The sequence below is a fragment of the Mycobacterium sp. E3298 genome, assembly GCF_001666895.1.
GTDB lineage: Bacteria > Actinomycetota > Actinomycetes > Mycobacteriales > Mycobacteriaceae > Mycobacterium.
Window position 1 is genome coordinate 1 of the sequence record NZ_LZJB01000063.1, and the last position, 16134, is coordinate 16134.

At 67.1% G+C, this 16134-nt stretch carries 15 protein-coding genes; 7 read left to right on the forward strand and 8 right to left on the reverse strand.

What is annotated here, in order from left to right:
* The 3 genes from A9X05_RS02285 to A9X05_RS02295 form a co-directional block, all read left to right on the forward strand.
* The coding region (locus tag A9X05_RS02285; protein WP_067778955.1) for a glycosyltransferase family 4 protein at nt 1-810 on the forward strand (810 nt) is incomplete at its 5' end.
* Between the two features lie 16 nt (nt 811-826).
* Complete coding sequence (locus A9X05_RS02290) at nt 827-1753, forward strand: aldo/keto reductase (protein WP_067778978.1); 927 nt, start codon at nt 827-829, stop codon at nt 1751-1753.
* A gap of 29 nt (nt 1754-1782) precedes the next feature.
* Nucleotides 1783-3447 (forward strand): FAD-dependent oxidoreductase, encoded by a 1665-nt coding sequence (locus A9X05_RS02295; protein WP_197498881.1) that lies wholly within the window; start codon nt 1783-1785, stop codon nt 3445-3447.
* A gap of 74 nt (nt 3448-3521) precedes the next feature.
* Here the strand turns inward: A9X05_RS02295 and A9X05_RS02300 are convergent, their stop codons facing one another.
* Nucleotides 3522-4277, reverse strand: coding sequence for a class I SAM-dependent methyltransferase (locus A9X05_RS02300; RefSeq protein ID WP_197498882.1), 756 nt, complete (start codon nt 4275-4277; stop codon nt 3522-3524).
* 200 nt (nt 4278-4477) lie between these two features.
* Between A9X05_RS02300 and A9X05_RS02305 the strand changes: the two genes are divergently transcribed.
* Both A9X05_RS02305 and A9X05_RS02310 read left to right on the forward strand, forming a co-directional pair.
* On the forward strand, nt 4478-5794 hold the full coding sequence (locus A9X05_RS02305; protein ID WP_067778963.1) for a UDP-glucose/GDP-mannose dehydrogenase family protein: 1317 nt from the start codon (nt 4478-4480) through the stop codon (nt 5792-5794).
* A 9-nt stretch (nt 5795-5803) separates the two neighbouring features.
* A complete protein-coding gene (locus A9X05_RS02310; RefSeq protein ID WP_067778966.1) occupies nt 5804-6757 on the forward strand; it encodes a UDP-glucuronic acid decarboxylase family protein in 954 nt (317 codons plus the stop codon).
* Here A9X05_RS02310 and A9X05_RS02315 read toward each other — a convergent pair.
* The 7 genes from A9X05_RS02315 to A9X05_RS02345 are packed head-to-tail and all read right to left on the reverse strand — an operon-like array spanning nt 6732 to nt 14874.
* Nucleotides 6732-7901 (reverse strand): glycosyltransferase family 4 protein, encoded by a 1170-nt coding sequence (locus A9X05_RS02315; protein WP_197498883.1) that lies wholly within the window; start codon nt 7899-7901, stop codon nt 6732-6734. The genes A9X05_RS02310 and A9X05_RS02315 overlap by 26 nt on opposite strands.
* 28 nt (nt 7902-7929) lie before the next feature.
* On the reverse strand, nt 7930-8889 hold the full coding sequence (locus A9X05_RS02320) for an NAD(P)-dependent oxidoreductase (RefSeq protein ID WP_067757482.1): 960 nt from the start codon (nt 8887-8889) through the stop codon (nt 7930-7932).
* A 57-nt stretch (nt 8890-8946) separates the two neighbouring features.
* A complete protein-coding gene (locus tag A9X05_RS02325; RefSeq protein WP_067757504.1) occupies nt 8947-9990 on the reverse strand; it encodes a glycosyltransferase family 4 protein in 1044 nt (347 codons plus the stop codon).
* A gap of 23 nt (nt 9991-10013) precedes the next feature.
* Nucleotides 10014-11474: an oligosaccharide flippase family protein gene (locus tag A9X05_RS02330; protein WP_067778972.1), complete on the reverse strand. Its 1461-nt coding sequence runs from the start codon at nt 11472-11474 to the stop codon at nt 10014-10016.
* A 6-nt stretch (nt 11475-11480) separates the two neighbouring features.
* Nucleotides 11481-13067, reverse strand: coding sequence for a sugar transferase (locus tag A9X05_RS02335; protein ID WP_082970849.1), 1587 nt, complete (start codon nt 13065-13067; stop codon nt 11481-11483).
* Nucleotides 13052-13624: a dTDP-4-dehydrorhamnose 3,5-epimerase family protein gene (locus A9X05_RS02340; RefSeq protein ID WP_067757471.1), complete on the reverse strand. Its 573-nt coding sequence runs from the start codon at nt 13622-13624 to the stop codon at nt 13052-13054. Before A9X05_RS02340 ends, A9X05_RS02335 begins: the two co-directional genes overlap by 16 nt.
* Nucleotides 13625-13668: 44 nt before the next feature.
* The gene (locus A9X05_RS02345; protein ID WP_067757468.1) at nt 13669-14874 is read right to left on the reverse strand and encodes a PPE family protein; all 1206 of its coding nucleotides are present in this window, start codon (nt 14872-14874) and stop codon (nt 13669-13671) included.
* Nucleotides 14875-15365: 491 nt separating this feature from the next.
* Between A9X05_RS02345 and A9X05_RS30315 the strand changes: the two genes are divergently transcribed.
* A complete protein-coding gene (locus A9X05_RS30315) occupies nt 15366-15527 on the forward strand; it encodes a hypothetical protein (protein WP_156670172.1) in 162 nt (53 codons plus the stop codon).
* 14 nt (nt 15528-15541) lie between these two features.
* Nucleotides 15542-16134: TetR/AcrR family transcriptional regulator (locus tag A9X05_RS02350; RefSeq protein WP_067778975.1), on the forward strand; the 593-nt coding region annotated here is incomplete at its 3' end.

Consider the following 16134-nt stretch of genomic DNA (forward strand, 5'->3'; position numbering starts at 1 on the left):
CACTTCCACATCTCAGACGGCGGGGCGTGGCTGCGCGAAGGATCGCTGATTCGCCTGGCCAAGGCGCGGGGCCTGCGGATTGTCGCGACGCTGCAGGGCGCCGACGTCGCCAACGAAGCGCTTCGGCACCGCCGCTATATCGGTGCCACCCTGCGCCGCGCAGACCACCTGATCGTGTTCTCGCAGGACGCGCGGGCCACCGTTGCGGAGCTGGCCCCACGGGTGCCGAGCACCATCTCGGTGAACCCGGCACCGATCGACTGGGACGCGCCCGGGGCAAGCACGACACCGCCGGTCGCGCTCTTCGCCGGGACCATCGGCCTGCGCAAGGGGGTCGACACGCTCGCGGCGGCGTGGCAGCTGCTGCTCGACGAGGGCATCGAAGGACGGTGCCGGGTGGTCGGGCCGATCGACGACTACACGCCCCCGCAGCTGGAGCGCTTCTCCGTGGAACCCGCGGTGCATCCGGACGCGATCCCCGAGTTGATCCGGTCCGCGCGGGTGGTGGTGCTGCCGTCGCGCGCCGAGGCGATGCCGCTGATCGTGACCGAGGCCCTGGCAGGCGCGCGCCCGGCCGTCACGACCCCCGTCTCCGGCACGCCGGGCATCGTTCCCGACCCGAAAATGCTCGTCCCCGTTGACGATCCGCCCGCGTTGGCGGCGGCGATCGGCCGGTACCTCCGCGATCCGGAGCTGGCGGAGCGCGACGGCCTCAAGGGTCAGGCGCACATCGCGGCGACGCGCAGCCCGGAGGTCATCGGCGCCGAGCTTCGCCGGATCTACGAGAGCCTCGGCGTTGGAGCAGATTGAGCTCAGCGGACCGGCGCTGAAGGTCAGCGCGGTCGGTTTCGGGTGCGGGGGTTTGATGCAGGCGCCGTTCCGCAAGGAGCGGATGGCCGTGCTGGGCAGCGCGGTCGAGCACGGCATCACGCACTTCGACACCGCGCGGATGTACGGCCTCGGCATGGCGGAGTCCGAGCTGGGGGTGTTCCTGCGCAGCGTGAATCGCGACGCGGTGACGGTGGCCACCAAGTTCGGCATCGACGTCGGCGGGGCGGCCCGGCGTCTCGGCCGCTTCCAGGCGCCTGCTCGGGCGTTGCTGCGCAAAGCCCCGGCGCTGCGCCGCGCGGTCAAGCGGCAACAGGAACCGGACCTGACCCCGCGGCGCTACGACGCGGCGGTCGCGACCCGCAGCCTTGACCTGAGCCTGGCGGCGCTGGGCGTCGACTACGTCGACATCTTGTTCGTCCACGGCCCAAGGCCTTTCGACACCGTCGCCAGCGAGGAACTCGGCGAGTTCTTCGAACGGGCCCACCGGGCGGGCAAGATTCGCGCCTGGGGTGTGTCCCAGGACGAGGGCCTCGAGGTGGATTTCGCCGGTGCATTCGCACCGCGGGGCGTCAGCCAGGTCCGCGGCGACCTTCTCGGTCCTCCGCCACGACGTGCTGATCTCGTGTTCGGGGTCTTCAACCGGACGTACACGACGCTGTCCGCGGCGCTGTCGGCGGATGCCCGAACGGCCGAACGCTGGCGGGAAACACTCGAGATGGACCCGCTGGCCCCCGGTGTGTTGCCGAGGCTGATCTTGGCGTCGTCGGCCACGGCCACGGGTTGTCGCGCGATCCTCTACAGCAGCACCGACCCGCGGCGGGTTGCCGACGCGGCGCAAGCCGTCTCGTCGCCGCCCGACGCGGGGCTGCTGCGGCGTTTCGTAGATCTCGCCCGGCAGTTGCGACGGGGCCCCGCCGCGTGATCGTTGGTCCGGCGCAGTTCGCTCCCGATATGACCATCCGAACCGATGTCGTGGTGGTCGGTGCCGGCCCGATTGGCATCGCTACCGCGCTCGAGCTCGCGGCCGCCGGCGTCGAGGTGGCGCTGATCGAAAGTGGTCTGGAACGTAAGGACCGCGCGGCACAGGAGCTGGCGACGTTCGACTCCCGCCAGGACGACTACTTTCATTCACGCAGTGAGGTCTCCGTTCGCCGGCAGCTGGGCGGCACCTCGGCGCTGTGGGGCGGGCGATGTGTCAAGTTCGACGCCATCGACTTCGAGAATCGGCCCATCACCGCGCAGTCGCCCTGGCCGATCGGGTTCGACGATGTCGAGCCTTACCTGCAGCGGGCCTGCGACTGGGCGGGATGCGGGCAGGCGGTATTCAATGCGCGGGGCATCCCGGAGCTGGCCCAGCGGGACCTGGTCGTGGGGCTGCCCGATGAACAGGTGTGCACCACCGACCTCGAACGCTGGTCGTTGCCAACGCGTTTCGGGCGCGAGTACCGCGCCGAGTTGCGCGACACCCCCGGACTGACGGTGTGGACCGGCCTCACGTGCACCGAGGTGGTGACCACCGAAGCCGGTGATGCCGTCGACCATCTCGTCGTCAAGACGCTCGATGGACGGGAGGGCAGAGTCATTGCGGCGGACTACGTCCTTGCCACCGGCGGCCTGGAGGCCACCCGCCTGCTGCTCGCGTCGGATCGTCATCATCCGGCCGGGCTGGGCAACGCGGGCGGCCACCTCGGGCGCTGGTACATGTCCCACGTCGAGGCCCGGGTCGCGCGCGTGCACTTCACCAGCGACGACGTCATCTACGAACACGAGCGGGATCGCGAGGGCGTCTACGTCCGACGCCGTTTCACGTTCACTCCACAGCTGCAACGAGAACTCAGGATGCCGAATGCCGCTGTCTGGATGGTGAATCCGCCGATCAGCGATCCCGCGCACGGCAGCGGAATCCTGTCGGGTGTCTACCTGACGTTGATCTCCCCGCTGGGGCGTTTCCTGCTCGCGGCGGCCATCCGCGAGGCCCACACCAAGACCGCGGGCCCGCCGCGCGTCGCCGGGCACCTGCGCAACATCGTTCGAGACCTGTTCGGTTCCATCCGATTCGCGGTCCGGTTCTCCTACGCGCGGTTCCTGCGCCGGGGCCGCAAGGCGCCGGGCTTCTTCGTCAAGGGGTCCGGCAATCGATACCTGCTGCACTACCACGGCGAGCATCTCCCGCACTGGGACAGCCGCATCGAGCTGACCGACGAACGCGATGCCCTCGGCATGCGCCGGATACGCACCCACATGCATTTCTCCGACGCCGACTACGAAAGTGTGCGCAGGGCAATCGACCTCATCGACAAGCAGCTGCGCCGCCACGGCGTCGGACACGTGGAGTGGCTCGCCGACGACGTCGAGGCCTCGGTGCACGATTTCATGCAGGGCTACGCCGGCTTTCATCAGGCCGGCACGACCCGGATGTCTGCGACCGCCGACGGCGGCGTCGTGAACCCCGACCTTCAGGTGCACGGGGTGCGCGGGCTGTACGTCGCGAGCACCTCGGTCCTGCCGACGTCGAGCCAGGCCAACCCGACGCTGCTCGGGATAGCGCTCGGTGTGCGGCTTGCGGAGCGGCTCATCGGCGCTCGAGCGGAGCGACCCGGAATCGCCGGCGGGTGATCGTTCATGGGCTGAATCCGGGTATCGCCCAAGTTATTTGCGGACAGCCAAAGCGGAAGCTGCCGCGGGTGGAGTCACTTGACGACCTCAAACAGCCAGTGATGGCCACGCGCCGTGGCCAGCGGGCGGAACTCCCGTGGCGAACGGGCCATGAGTTCCCTGAATGCCCGCATCTCATGATCGCGGTCGGGGAACTCATCGAAGTAGATCAACGTACCGGGCTGGAGAAGCGGCTCCGCCCAACTCAGCACCGTGGCAGCGCTGGAGTACACGTCGCAGTCGACGTTGATGATCAACTGGTCGTGCTCGGGGACGTCGAACTTCGGGAGGCTGTCGTCGAACCAGCCGACGACGAACGAGACGCGGGCATCGTCGATCTTCGGCGGCTCGCCGCCGACGTCGAAGTGGCCGGCTCCCAGGCCGGGCCGCCAGTCCTGCGGCAGGCCTTCGAAGCTGTCGAAACCGATCAGCCTCGCTTCGGGATGCGGGAGGTGCTGCGACCACCACCGCATCGAGCCGCCCTCGAACACACCGAATTCGAGGTACAGGGGCCGTTGCCCGCGGACCTTGGCCAGCGCCCGGTCGAACAACGCAAATTGGTCGGCGACGACATCTACCGTTGCATTCGAAAAATCGTGCGCCAGCCAATGGCCGAGCTCGAGGTAACTGAGCACTGAACGCAGATTCGCCAGCCGGCTGGCCGTCACTCGACGGCCGGCCTTCATCAGCGACAGGCGGACTTTCGTTTTTGCCGTGCCGCCGACGCGTTGGAGGAGCCGCCGGGTTGGCGCCGATGGCGTCGGGTCGCGCTCGGCATCCGCGTTAGGCACGCACCACACCCTATCCGACCTGGGCTGTCGCCAAAATCCCATTTGGACAAAGATTCCCGCTGTCCCGCGCCGGTGGCGTGCCTGGGCCGGCTGCCGATTCCGGTTGATGTCGAGCGGTCAAAGAAGCTAGCTGAAAAAGTGCGCGTGGGCCGCTCGCGTGCGGGACGATTGGGCGATCATCGGGAAGCGAAGGTGTCGTCTTGAAGATTTCGATCATCGGATGCGGGTACGTCGGGCTCGTCACGGGCGCTTGCCTGGCCGACAGCGGCAACGACGTGGTGTGTGTCGACATCGACCAGGCGAAGGTGGACGAGCTTCTGGCCGGGGGGGTTCCGATTTACGAACCCGGCCTCGCCGAGCTGATCGCCCGGAACCGGGAGAACGGCTCGATCGATTTCACCACCGACCGGCGCAGGGCGATCGAACACGGCGACGTGGTCTTCATCGCCGTCGCGACGCCGATGAGCGAAAGCGGCGAGGCCGACCTGTCCTACGTGCACGCGGCGGCCGCCGACATCGGGACATACCTGGATCGCTACAAGGTCGTCGTCGACAAGTCGACCGTCCCGGTGGGCACCGCCGAGCGGGTCCGCGAGATCATCGCCGCCACGGCCTCGCAGGAATTCGACGTGGTGTCCAATCCCGAGTTCCTCAAGGAGGGCACGGCGGTCACCGACTTCATGAAGCCCGACCGCGTGATCCTCGGCAGCGACTCCAAACGCGCGGTGGAGATCATGCGGGAGCTCTACGAGCCGTACCTGCGCACCTTCCATCCGTTGATCGTCATGGACATCAAGAGCGCCGAGATGGCCAAGTATGCGGCCAATTGCTTTCTGGCAACCAAGATTTCGTTCATCAACGAGATCTCCAACCTCTGCGAGAAGGCCGGGGCCGATATCAGCGCGGTGCGGGAGGCCATCGGGGCGGATCGGCGCATCGGCTACGAATTCCTGTTCCCGGGAGTCGGCTACGGCGGGTCCTGTCTGCCGAAAGACGTTCAGGCCCTGATCCACACCGCCGCGGGACTGGGCACGGACATGCGGCTGCTGCGCGCCGTCGACCAGGTCAACACGGAGCAGAAGGCAACGCTGGTCGCCAAAATCGTCGCGCACTTCGGTGACGGACGGCCCGCGGATGACCTGACCGGCCTGCGGGTCGGCCTGTGGGGCCTGAGCTTCAAGCCGCAGACCGACGACATGCGCGAGGCCGCCTCGCTGGTGATCGTGCGGCGACTGCTCGAGCTCGGCGCGACGGTGCGGGCTTTCGACCCGGAGGCGAGCGTGCGAGCCAAAGAGGCGCTGGGCGATTCGATCGAATACGCCGGGAACATGTACGAGGCGGTCGAGGGCGCCGACGCGCTCGTCCTGGTCACCGAGTGGAAGCAGTTCCACCGGCCGTCGTGGCAGCGCGTCAGGTCGGCCATGCGGGGTCATGTCGTCTTCGACGGTCGAAACATCTATGACCCCAGGCGGTTGCGGGCCGAGGGTTTCGACTACTACGGCATGGGCCGCCACTAGGCTGGGTGGATGAGAGCCCTCGTCACCGGCGCCGCCGGATTCCTCGGATCCCACCTCTGCGATCGCCTTCGCCGCGACGGCGTCGAGGTTCTCGGCCTGGACAACTTCTATACCGGCAGGCGTGAAAACCTCGCCCACCTCTCGCGTGACCCGGGGTTCAGCTTCTTCGAACACGACGTCACGCGGCCGCTGGACGCCGCTGCTGTGGCGGGACCGCTGGACCTCGTCTTCAACATGGCATGCCCGGGCTCGCCCTTCGCATTCCAGCGCGACCCCGTGTTCACCCTCGACACCAACTACCTCGGCACGAGGAACGTGCTCGAGCTGGCGCTCGCCAAAGAGGCGACGATGCTGCAGGCCTCTACCAGCGAGATCTATGGCGATCCCACCTTGCATCCGCAGACCGAAAGCTATTGGGGGAACGTCAACTGCTTCGGCCCCCGCGCGTGCTACGACGAGGGCAAGCGGGTTGCCGAAACACTCATGCTCGAGTACGCGCGCCGCTTCGGCGCTCGGATCAAGGTCGTCCGGATCTTCAATACCTATGGCCCCAGGATGGATCCCGAGGATGGGCGGATCGTCTCGCAGTTCATCGTGCAGGCGCTCCGCGGCGAACCGATCACCATCTTCGGCGATGGCAGCCAAACCCGAAGCTTCTGCTACGTCGACGATTTGATCGACGGGCTGGTGAAGATGGCGACCAGCGAGGCCTCCTTCACCGGACCCGTCAACCTCGGTAGCCAGGACGAGCTGACCGTCCTCGAGGTCGCCCGCATCATCAAGGAGATGACCGGATCGCCCTCTCCGATCGTTTTCCGGGCCCTGCCCGAGGACGACCCGAAGAAGCGCAAGCCGGACATCGCCCTCGCCGAGTCGAGGCTCGACTGGCGTCCGGTGGTCCCATTCGGCCAAGGCGTCAAACTCACGATCGAGTACTTCAGGTCTGCCGATCTCGGGCGATGACCTCCCGATAGGCGCTAACGGTCTGCTCGGCAACCGATTCCGGGTCGAAACGCTGCTGAGCCTCGACGCGTACCCGCTGTTCGATGCCGGCTCTGAAGGCGTCGTCGTCAAGCATCCGGCGGATCTGCCCGGCGCAGGCCGCGACATCGCCATGCGGAAACAGCAGCGCGGTGTTGCCGTCCTCGACCATGTCCGGAATGCCGCCAACGCGAGAGGCGATCACCGGCAGTCCACACGCCATGGCCTGAGCGACGACTTGCGGAGTGGTCTCTTCGCGCGAGCCCAGCAAGAGAACCTGGGCCCGCGCGTATTCATCGAGCAGTTCTTCGTGGCCGATGGGGCCGAGCAGCCTTACCCGTTCCCCCAGGCCGCATTCGTCGATCGCCCGCCGGACTTCGTGTTCGCTGCTCGGGTCCGCAATGGGGCCGGCGACCCTGAGTTGCAGGCCCGCCCGCCACGGCCGGTCGGCAATGGCGCGACGGTCGTTGGCGACCTCGCCGACCGCGCGCACGAGATGGTCCACACTCTTGCGCGGCACCAGGTTTCCGACAAACAACATTCGGCCGGGCTCCGGTGCGCGCCGTATGCGGAAGAAGTCGTCTTGGATCGGGTTCTCGATGAACCGGCAGCGCGCCGTCAGCATCGGCCCGTAAACCTGCGCCAGGTACGGCGAGATGATGATCATGTCCCGGGCGCGGCGAAACACCTCCCGCTCCATGTTCGCGACAGCCCGTTTCTTCAAGGCGCCCAACGCGTCCCACCGGTTTCTTTGCAGTAATCGGCTCTCGATGAAGAGCACGCCGTGCGGAGTGATGACCGTCGGCGCCCCGCTCGCCAACGCGCCGAGCGCGTGGCGATCCTGGCCCTGTCCATGCACGACATCGGGATTGATCGAACGGATCACCGCCGCCAGGCGCGGCACGTCGTTGACACGCAGTGTGACCAATCGGGGGAGGTTCAGGCGCTTGACGTAGTGAACGTGCAGGGCGCCGGCCCGCCGGTAGGTTGTGGTCACGCCGTTCATCGCACTGACGACGTGGCACTCGACGTCGGGACGGGCAGCCAGCGCATGCGCCAACGTGTACGTCACCGACTGCACCCCGTTGTGCACGGTCGCGCCTTCATCGGTGGGGTAGTCGCCCACCAGGGCGACCCGCAGCGGGCGGACGGAATCAGGGCGCACCGCGGCCACTTTCGAGCGCGATGCCCGGGTACTCGGCAAAGATCTTTCGCGCCGTGGCTTGGCCGAACGGCTCCGCCGCACGGCCGATGGTGCGGCGCAGCCGGTGCGTATCCGGGCACAGGAACGGTCGGTCGTTGGGGCGCTGGCGCTCGGGCACCGAGGTGAAGTCAACGGGAAACGGCAGGACGGACGCGATGATGTCCAGCGCTTCGCGGACCTCGATCGCCTTGCCGGATCCGATGTTGACGATCTCCAATCCCGCTATCCGCGAAACGGTGTCGACGATAACGGCGCCCATCGAGTCGACGTCAACGTAGTCGCGCAGTGGCCAGAGGTTACCGACTTCCACTTCGCGCTTGCCCTCCTGCGCGATCTGACGGGTGACCTCGGCGAGCATGTGCGGATTGGTTTCGCGCGGTCCGGCGGCGTTGAACAGCCGCCCGATCACCAGCGTGCGGAAACATCCGGTGGACTCGAAATAGCGCATGCACAGCTGCTCGGCCAGGTATTTCGTGTGGCCGTAGACATATACCGGCCCGGTCGGATCAACTTCCCGGTGGGGCACGAAGTTCGGATGGTAGACGTCGCCGGTAGATGCGAAGAAGAAGGCTGAGACGCCGTGCCGGCGTGACGACTCCAGGACGTTCAACGTGCCATGCACATTCAAGGTGTACGCCTCGTAGACGTGCTCCTCGCACCAGGGGACGAAGTGTTGCGCCGCAAGATGAATGACGTTCTGCGGCTTGATGTCACGGAATGCCTCGTCGCACGCGTCGGCGTCGAGGATGTCGCGGACGATCAGCGTCGGCTTGCGGGGTGCCTTCTGCCAGTGGTCCTTTCCGAGCGAGAGGTCATCCATGACGAAGACCTCGGCGCCCCGCTCCAGCAACGAGTTGACGACCGCCGATCCGATGAATCCACAACCCCCGGTGACCAGATACGTGCTCACGTTTCTATCCCTCTCGCGTCCATACATCCGGATACGCGAGGTGTGTTCGGTACCCGGTCAACGTCGACGGCCCATCACCTCGTCGATGACCTCCAGGAAGCGATCCGCGACAAGGTCGACGGCGCAATGGCGCTCGTAGTGCCGCGCCGCGGTGGCCCCGTGCCGCGCCGCCGTGTCCGGGTCGGCCAGGACGTCGAAAGCGGCCGCCAGTCCGGCAACGTCGTCGACGCCGATCGGGGGGCAGTCCGGGGGTTGATACTCGGGCGGCCCGCCCTCGGTGGAAACGATCGGCATGACGCCCAACTGCATTGAGAGGACCTGCACGCCGCTTTGAGTGGCGCGCCGGTAGTGGGCGATCGAGCCCTTGGCGGCGGCCAGGGTGGTGACGACATCGCGGTAGCGATAGCCGCCGCGACGCCACTGCGTGTGCGCGGGCAGCTTGTCGGCGTCCAGCGCTCCGTCGCCGATCAGGATGAGGTCGTCGCCGCGCCAGCCGCCGCCTTCGACGTGGCACTGCCAGGCCCGCAACACCACGTCCACGTTCTTATAGGGGTTGAGCCGGCCGAACATGACAAAGTCGTGGCGCCCCTCGGCATCCACGAACGGAGGGACGCGGTCGAGATCGAGATCGCTGGCGAGCGGTACAACGTGCACCGGTGTGCCGATCACGTCGCGTCGTGTCGCGACCGCGCGCGCGACGTATTCGCAGTAGGCGATGGTGGCCGCAGAGCGGGCGCCCCAGCGATCGAGCGCCGCGAGTTCGTAGGCGGGCAGCGCTTCCGCGGGGTCATGGGGGCGATCGTCGTGGATCACCTGGATGCGTGGCGTCCTTCCGGCCAGCGCAATCCACCGTGGATCACGGACCTGTTCGGCGATCACGACGTCCGGCCGGAACTTGCGGACGAGCCGCCAGGCCTTGAGCGTCGGCGGCCACGTCTTGGCCGACAGGAATCGCGGCTCGAGCACCACCTCGTACTCGCGGGCGGCGTCTGACTCCGGGTGCCGGTCAGAGGTCACGAGCAGCACGTCGGCCCCGTGCCGGATCAGCGCTTCGGACTGCACGCGCACCGCCGGCCGTGTCCATGGCGAAAGCCACAGCACCCGTGGAGACTTCACGCGGCCGGTCACGCCAGCTGCTTGCTGCGCAACGACGCCAGCGACGACCACTTGAGCGGGCCGACCGCGGCGCTGGTGGCCAGGTAGGCCGCGGCGGCGGCGAGCAGGATCAGCGCGACGTGCTGACCCGAAAGCAGCAGTGTCACCGCGACACTGGCGGCCGTCGGGATCAGCACCCGCAGCAAGAACATCACCGGCGTACGGTAACCGCACCGCCGGTGCAGCCACCAGCTGCTGAACAGCATGTTGAAGAATTCCGTACACACCAGCGCGATGCCGGGCCCGACGGCGCCCAGCCGCCCGTCGAGAGCCAGATTCAGCGAGACGTTGACCACCAGCGTGGCGACCGTCAACCACAGCAGAACCTTTTGGTGGTGGCTGGCGACCAGACCCTGGCCGAGAGTGCCGCCGACGAACCGCAGCGCCGCCGCGACGAACAGCAACGCCAGCGTCGGCGTTCCCCGCGCGACGAACGCCTTGTCGCCGAAGAACGCGATCAACGGTCCGGCCAGCAGCGCTCCGACCACCGCGACGGGGACCGCCGCGAAATACATGAGCTCGACGCTGCGGCGCAGGAAGGCGGCGAACGTCGCCACGTCCCGCGCGAACAGTTCGGTGCCCGTCGACAGCGTCGCCTTGAGGAACACCAGCGACACCACGATGGTGTTGAACGCGATCGTCAAGGCGAGCCCGTACACGCCCACCTCGGAGTGGGTGTTGAGCAAGGACAAGATCACACCGTCGGCGCGGGTGTAAAGGATTCCGACAACCAGGAATCCGATCAGGGGCAGGGTTTCCCGCAACAGATCGGCGGCCTCGCGCAGCGCGAACACCGGGCGCACCGAGATGTGCCGCATCGCCGCGGCGCCCTGGATAACCAGCTGGACGGCGGGCGGAATGAGCTGTGCCACCGCGAACCAGATGACGTTCGAGTGCGCGGAGACCAGGACCGCGACCATGGCCAGGGTGGCCGTGCGGGCCGTGACGTCGGAGATGGCCACCGCGGAGAACCGGACGGTGGCCAGAAACACCGGCTCGAAGCGGGTGGTCATGGTCTGCAGCAGCAGGCCCCCGGACAGCACCACGAGCATGACCCGGACGTCGTAGTCGTGATAGACGAGCAGCCCGGAACCGGCCGCCAGTGCGGCGAGCGGAACGCAGTAGATCAGGGCCAGTCCGCTGTTGACGCGCACCAGACGTTCGAGGTCGCCGCGGCCGGAGGTGACGCGGCGGACGATCACGGTGGCGACACCGAGATCGGCGAAGCTGTTCCACATTCCCACGAACGCGACCGCGATGGAGAGCTGGCCGTAGCGGCCCGGACCCAGGTACCGCGCGGTCATCGCCACGGAGACCACCGAGGCCAGCATTCCCAGTGCGCGGCAGATCAGTTGGATCGAGAAGGCGTGAGCCATCCGGGAGAGCGGCACCGACGGGACGACCGCCTCGGGCGTCGTCGGCTCAGTCATGACTCCCTAGTATGCGCCGTGACTGGTGAGAACGGCCTTAACCGTCTTGGCGATGATCATGAGGTCACCCGACATCGACCAGTTGTCCACGTAGGACAGGTCCAACCGCACCGACTCCTCCCAGGAGAGGTCCGATCGGCCGCTCACTTGCCACAGCCCGCTGACCCCCGGTTTCACCAGCAGTCGCCGCTTGACGTCACCGTCGTAGTTGTCGACCTCTCGGCGCAGCGGGGGGCGCGGGCCGACGACGCTCATGTCACCCTTGAGCACGTTGATGAACTGTGGCAGCTCGTCGATGCTGAACCTGCGCAGGATCTTGCCGACGGGGGTGACCCGTGGGTCCTCGCGCATCTTGAACAGCATGCCGCCGGCGCTCTCGTTCAGCGCCAACAGGTGCTCGATCTGGGTGTCGGCGCCGTCGACCATGGTCCGAAACTTCAGCATCCTGAAGGGCTTGCCGTCGATGCCGATCCGTTCGGATGGGTAGAACACCGGGCCCTTGCTGGTGAGCTTGACGGCGACGGCCGCCGCGACGAGGACGGGCGCCGTCGCGATCAGGGCCGCCAGCGAGAACAGGAAGTCGAACACCTGCTTCTGAAAGCGTTGCGTCCCTTCGTATTGCGGCTTCTCGACGTGCAACAGCGGCATCCCCGCGGTCGGGCGCAGGGTCAGGCGGGCCTCCGCGACGTCCATCACGCCCGGTGAGACCACGACGTCGACGTCCATCGTTTCCAGCTGCCACATCAGTTCTCGGATCCCGTGCATCCCGAAGTGGTCCGTCTGCGTGACCGCCACGGTGTCCGCACCGCAGCTGTTGATGGCGGCCACCGCGTGGGTGACGTCACCGAGGATCGGCACAGCGCGTCCGCCGAGGGTGATGGTGTTGCCGCGCGGTGGCCCGTAGCCCGGAATGCAAACGCCTACCACGAGGTATCCGTCCAGCGGGTTGCGGGAAAGTTCGTGGGCGAGGTGAGAGACCGCCTTGCGGTCCCCGATCGCCAGCACCGTCGTCTGGCACTGACCGTTCGCGCGCATCTGCCGGATGTGCTTGCGCCACAGGCTGCGGCTCCCCAGCAGGCCCATGGTCCCGACGGGGAGCGCGATCGCAAGGTAACCGCGGGCCAGGTCCACCTTGGCGAGCAAGGTGACCATAGCGATGATTCCGAACGTCCAGAACGAGGCGCTGCCGATCCGGCGGTACTCGTCGATGCCGGCGCCGATGACTCGCGGTGAGCGCGTTTGGAATACCGCCAGCGACGACAGCCATAGCGCCGCGAAGAGAAACGACAGCATCGTCATCGCGACGTCCGAGTAACCCGAGGTGTTGGCGATTTCGCCGAATCGGACGTACTGCGCCAGTAGCACCGACGCGCAGACGATCAGCGTGTCGCTGATGCGCAGGTGGTGCGAATATTGGTGCTGCCAGCGCCGGATCGCGCTGCCAGCGGGCGAGGGCGCCGCGGCCGCGGGGGCCGGCAGAGCGCCGGTCCGGCGGCTGGGCAATGACGTGATGCCGGCCGGTTTCCGCTTGATCGGACCGGGTTCGGCATGCACGACGTCCACCAATTCCTGGGTCATCAACGGGTTAGACATGACGCTGCACTCTCGATCGAAGCGAAGCTCGGCGTTCGCGATGGCCAACTGGCATCCTGCTCGGAGATGACGGTGACCGGCAGCGGCCACACGATCCCGAATTCCGGGTCGTTCCAATGGAATCCCTGGGCGTCGGACGGCGCGGGCTCCCCGCTGACCTGATAGCTGACTTCGGTGTTGTCGATCAGCGTTTGGAAGCCGTGGGCGACGAACGGCGGCAGGAACAGCGCCCGGTAGTTGTCCGCGCTCAACTCGACCATGACGTGGTCGCCGTAGGTCTGCGACCCCGGGCGGATGTCGACCGCGACGGCGGCGATCGCGCCGCGGGTGCAGCGAACCACCTGGGTCTGAGCGTAGGGCGGCACCCGATGGTGCAGGCCCCGCACGGTGCCGCGGGTGTAGTTGAAGTAGATGTTGGTCTGGGTGACGTCGAAACTCAGCCCGCGGTCGGCGAATTCGTCGGCACAAAAGGAACGGGACGAGAAGCCGCGATGGTCGCGTTGCGGCTCGAGGTCAATGATCGTCACGCCGGCGATCTGGGTGGGCGTGTACTTCATTCACCGCTCCTCGGGTCACGGGTCGTTCTCGTCGGGGTCATGGCCTACGCGTATCCACCGGAAGGCGGCCGCGTCATCACGGTCGGGATGACGCCGTACCGGGGGCCGAGGTTCTTGCCCGACGCGGCGGCCAGGCGCGGTAGCGAGCCCATGATGCTGGGCGGCGTGTTGGCGCCGGCGAGGCTGATGGTCGGCAGTGCGGAAGCGGCGCTGTGTGCCGCCGGTATCACGCTGGTCCAGCTCGCCGGGACCGCCAGCGGACCGAGCGAGGCCGCGCTGCCGAGGCTCCCGACCACACCCGATCCAAGCGAGCCGAGCGATCCCAGCGCGCCCGCGCCCGTGCTCGCCGCGCTCGCGGCCCCCGCCGCAGCGGTGCCCGCCGCCTGGGCAGCCCCATTCACCAAGCCCTGCGCGGTCTGAGCCATGCCGAGGATGGAGGACATCCCGTACAACGGTGTCGCTCCCGCCATGAAGTAGGTGGGCAGCGAGCTGGGCAGGCTCGACGCGAGGCTGTCCATCAGCGACGAACTGGCCGTGCTGGTGGCGGTGCTCGCGGTGCCGGTACCGACCTGGGTCAGGGTGGAGGTGCTGGCGGACATCGGCGACGAGAGCCCGTGCAGGGCGTTGGGAACCGAGGACATCACGTTCGACAGGGAAGTGTGCGTGGCCGCCAACGTTTCGGCCTGCGCCACCGCGCTGCCCTGGGTCGCCACCCCCGCCGGGTTGGCGACGTCCGGCGGCGGGCTGAACGGTGTCACGTCGCACGCGGCCGCCGAACCCGCGGCGTATTGGTACATCGCCGCCGCGTCCTGTGCCCACATCTCGCCGTATTCGGCCTCGGTGGCCGCGATCGCCGCCGAGTTCTGGCCGAAGAAGTTGGTGGCGATCAGCGTCGCGAGCTGGACGCGATTGGCGGCGACTGCCGGCGGGGGAACGGTCATCGCGAAGGCGGCCTCGTAGATCTCCACCGCGAGCCTGGCCTGGCCTGCGGTTTCCGCGGCCCGCGCGGCCGCCCCGGCGGTCCACGCCATGTAGGGAGCGAAGGCGGACGCCATGGTCAACGACGAGGGACCCAACCAGCGTCCGGTCGTCAATCCGGCTATCACCGAGCGGTAACAGCTTGAGGCGGAATGCAATTCGGCGGCAAGGCCATCCCAGGCCACCGAGGCCGCCACGAGCGACACCGGACCAGGGCCGGCATACATCCGCGCGGAATTGAACTCCGGCGGGAACGCCCCGAAATCGATCACGTCAGACCCCGGTCCCCGGTGGCGGTGCGGAGACGGACGACCGCCGGGCCGTACCCGAGGAGCGCGATTACCGCGTTAAACATACCTAAAGTATTGATTATGGTGGAAGCTGTGCCGAAGAGTATTTGGCCTGCGATCGCGAAGGTCCTTTGTCCCTTTCCGAGCCTTCTACCTGCTGACGCTGCCAGAGCGCGTGGCCTGGTGGTCACGACCGGCATCTGCGTCTCCTAACATCCTGCAAAGGGCCCGGGATCGGGCGTTCTTGCCGCTCAACTGGGCGAACCGTGGGTTTGGGCCGCCCGGCCCTACAAACTGACAATGTGATAATAGCGTACGAAACATACTAATAGTTTGTAAAGAGGGTGTGATGTGGACTACAGGTATTTACGCAAGCGTCAAGGCAGACGCCTGCAGCTGCTAATCTCAGACGTGCCCCATGTACTGCCCGGGGGTGGCCGGTCGGTGTAGTTCAAGACCGCCCAAGAACCGAGGTGTATGCCCTGCTCATCAACCTGACGGCGATCGACCAGGTCCGGGTCGCAACCCCCGACGAGATCGGTCGCGTCATACACGCCAACGTCGCGGAGCCCGGCTTCCCCGCCGGGTTCACGCCGCTGCGCCAGGGTCACACCCGGCGGGCCGACGAGAGCTGAGCTGGCAGATTCCCATGACTACCCACTCGACCGACGGACGCGCCGACGCGACGCGGCGGCAGATTCTGCGCGCCGCCTCCCATCAGTTCGCGCGCAGGCCGTACCACGACGTCGGTCTGGATGACATCCTGGCCGAGGCCCAGCTGACCAAGGGCGCGATGTACTTCCACTTCAAGTCCAAACACGCCTTGGCGGTGGAGCTCATCGACAAGCAGATCGCCGCGGCGACCGTCGCGGTCGGAGACCTGTTGACCCGCGGACTTTCGGGCCTGGAAACCCTGATCGACTTCTCGTATCTGATCGCCGTTCAAGACATCAAGACCGATCTGGTCAGGGCCGGCCTGAATCTGATCGAGTCGGTCGGACAGTCGGGGGGGCTGCAGGACACGTTGGTGAGCGGCTGGGTGGAAGCCCTGTCGGGGGTCGTCCAGCAGGCCGTCACCGAGGGTGACATCGACGAACGCTGTGATCCCGACGCAGTCGGACGGCTGATGGTGTCGCTGCATATGGGGCTGCGCAAGACCAGCAATCTGGACGACCCGGAACGGTTCCTCACCGACCTGGAAAAGTGCTGGATGCTGATCTTGGGTGGGATCTTGCAACCGGA

Excerpts from the sequence above, each read along its gene's own strand:
- A9X05_RS02295 (WP_197498881.1), top strand. The coding sequence starts at position 1,783 with ATGACCATCCGAACCGATGTCGTGGTGGTCGGTGCCGGCCCGATTGGC.
- A9X05_RS02310 (WP_067778966.1), top strand. The coding sequence starts at position 5,804 with ATGAGAGCCCTCGTCACCGGCGCCGCCGGATTCCTCGGATCCCACCTC.
- A9X05_RS02330 (WP_067778972.1), bottom strand. The coding sequence starts at position 11,474 with ATGACTGAGCCGACGACGCCCGAGGCGGTCGTCCCGTCGGTGCCGCTC.
- A9X05_RS02335 (WP_082970849.1), bottom strand. The coding sequence starts at position 13,067 with ATGTCTAACCCGTTGATGACCCAGGAATTGGTGGACGTCGTGCATGCC.
- A9X05_RS02340 (WP_067757471.1), bottom strand. The coding sequence starts at position 13,624 with ATGAAGTACACGCCCACCCAGATCGCCGGCGTGACGATCATTGACCTC.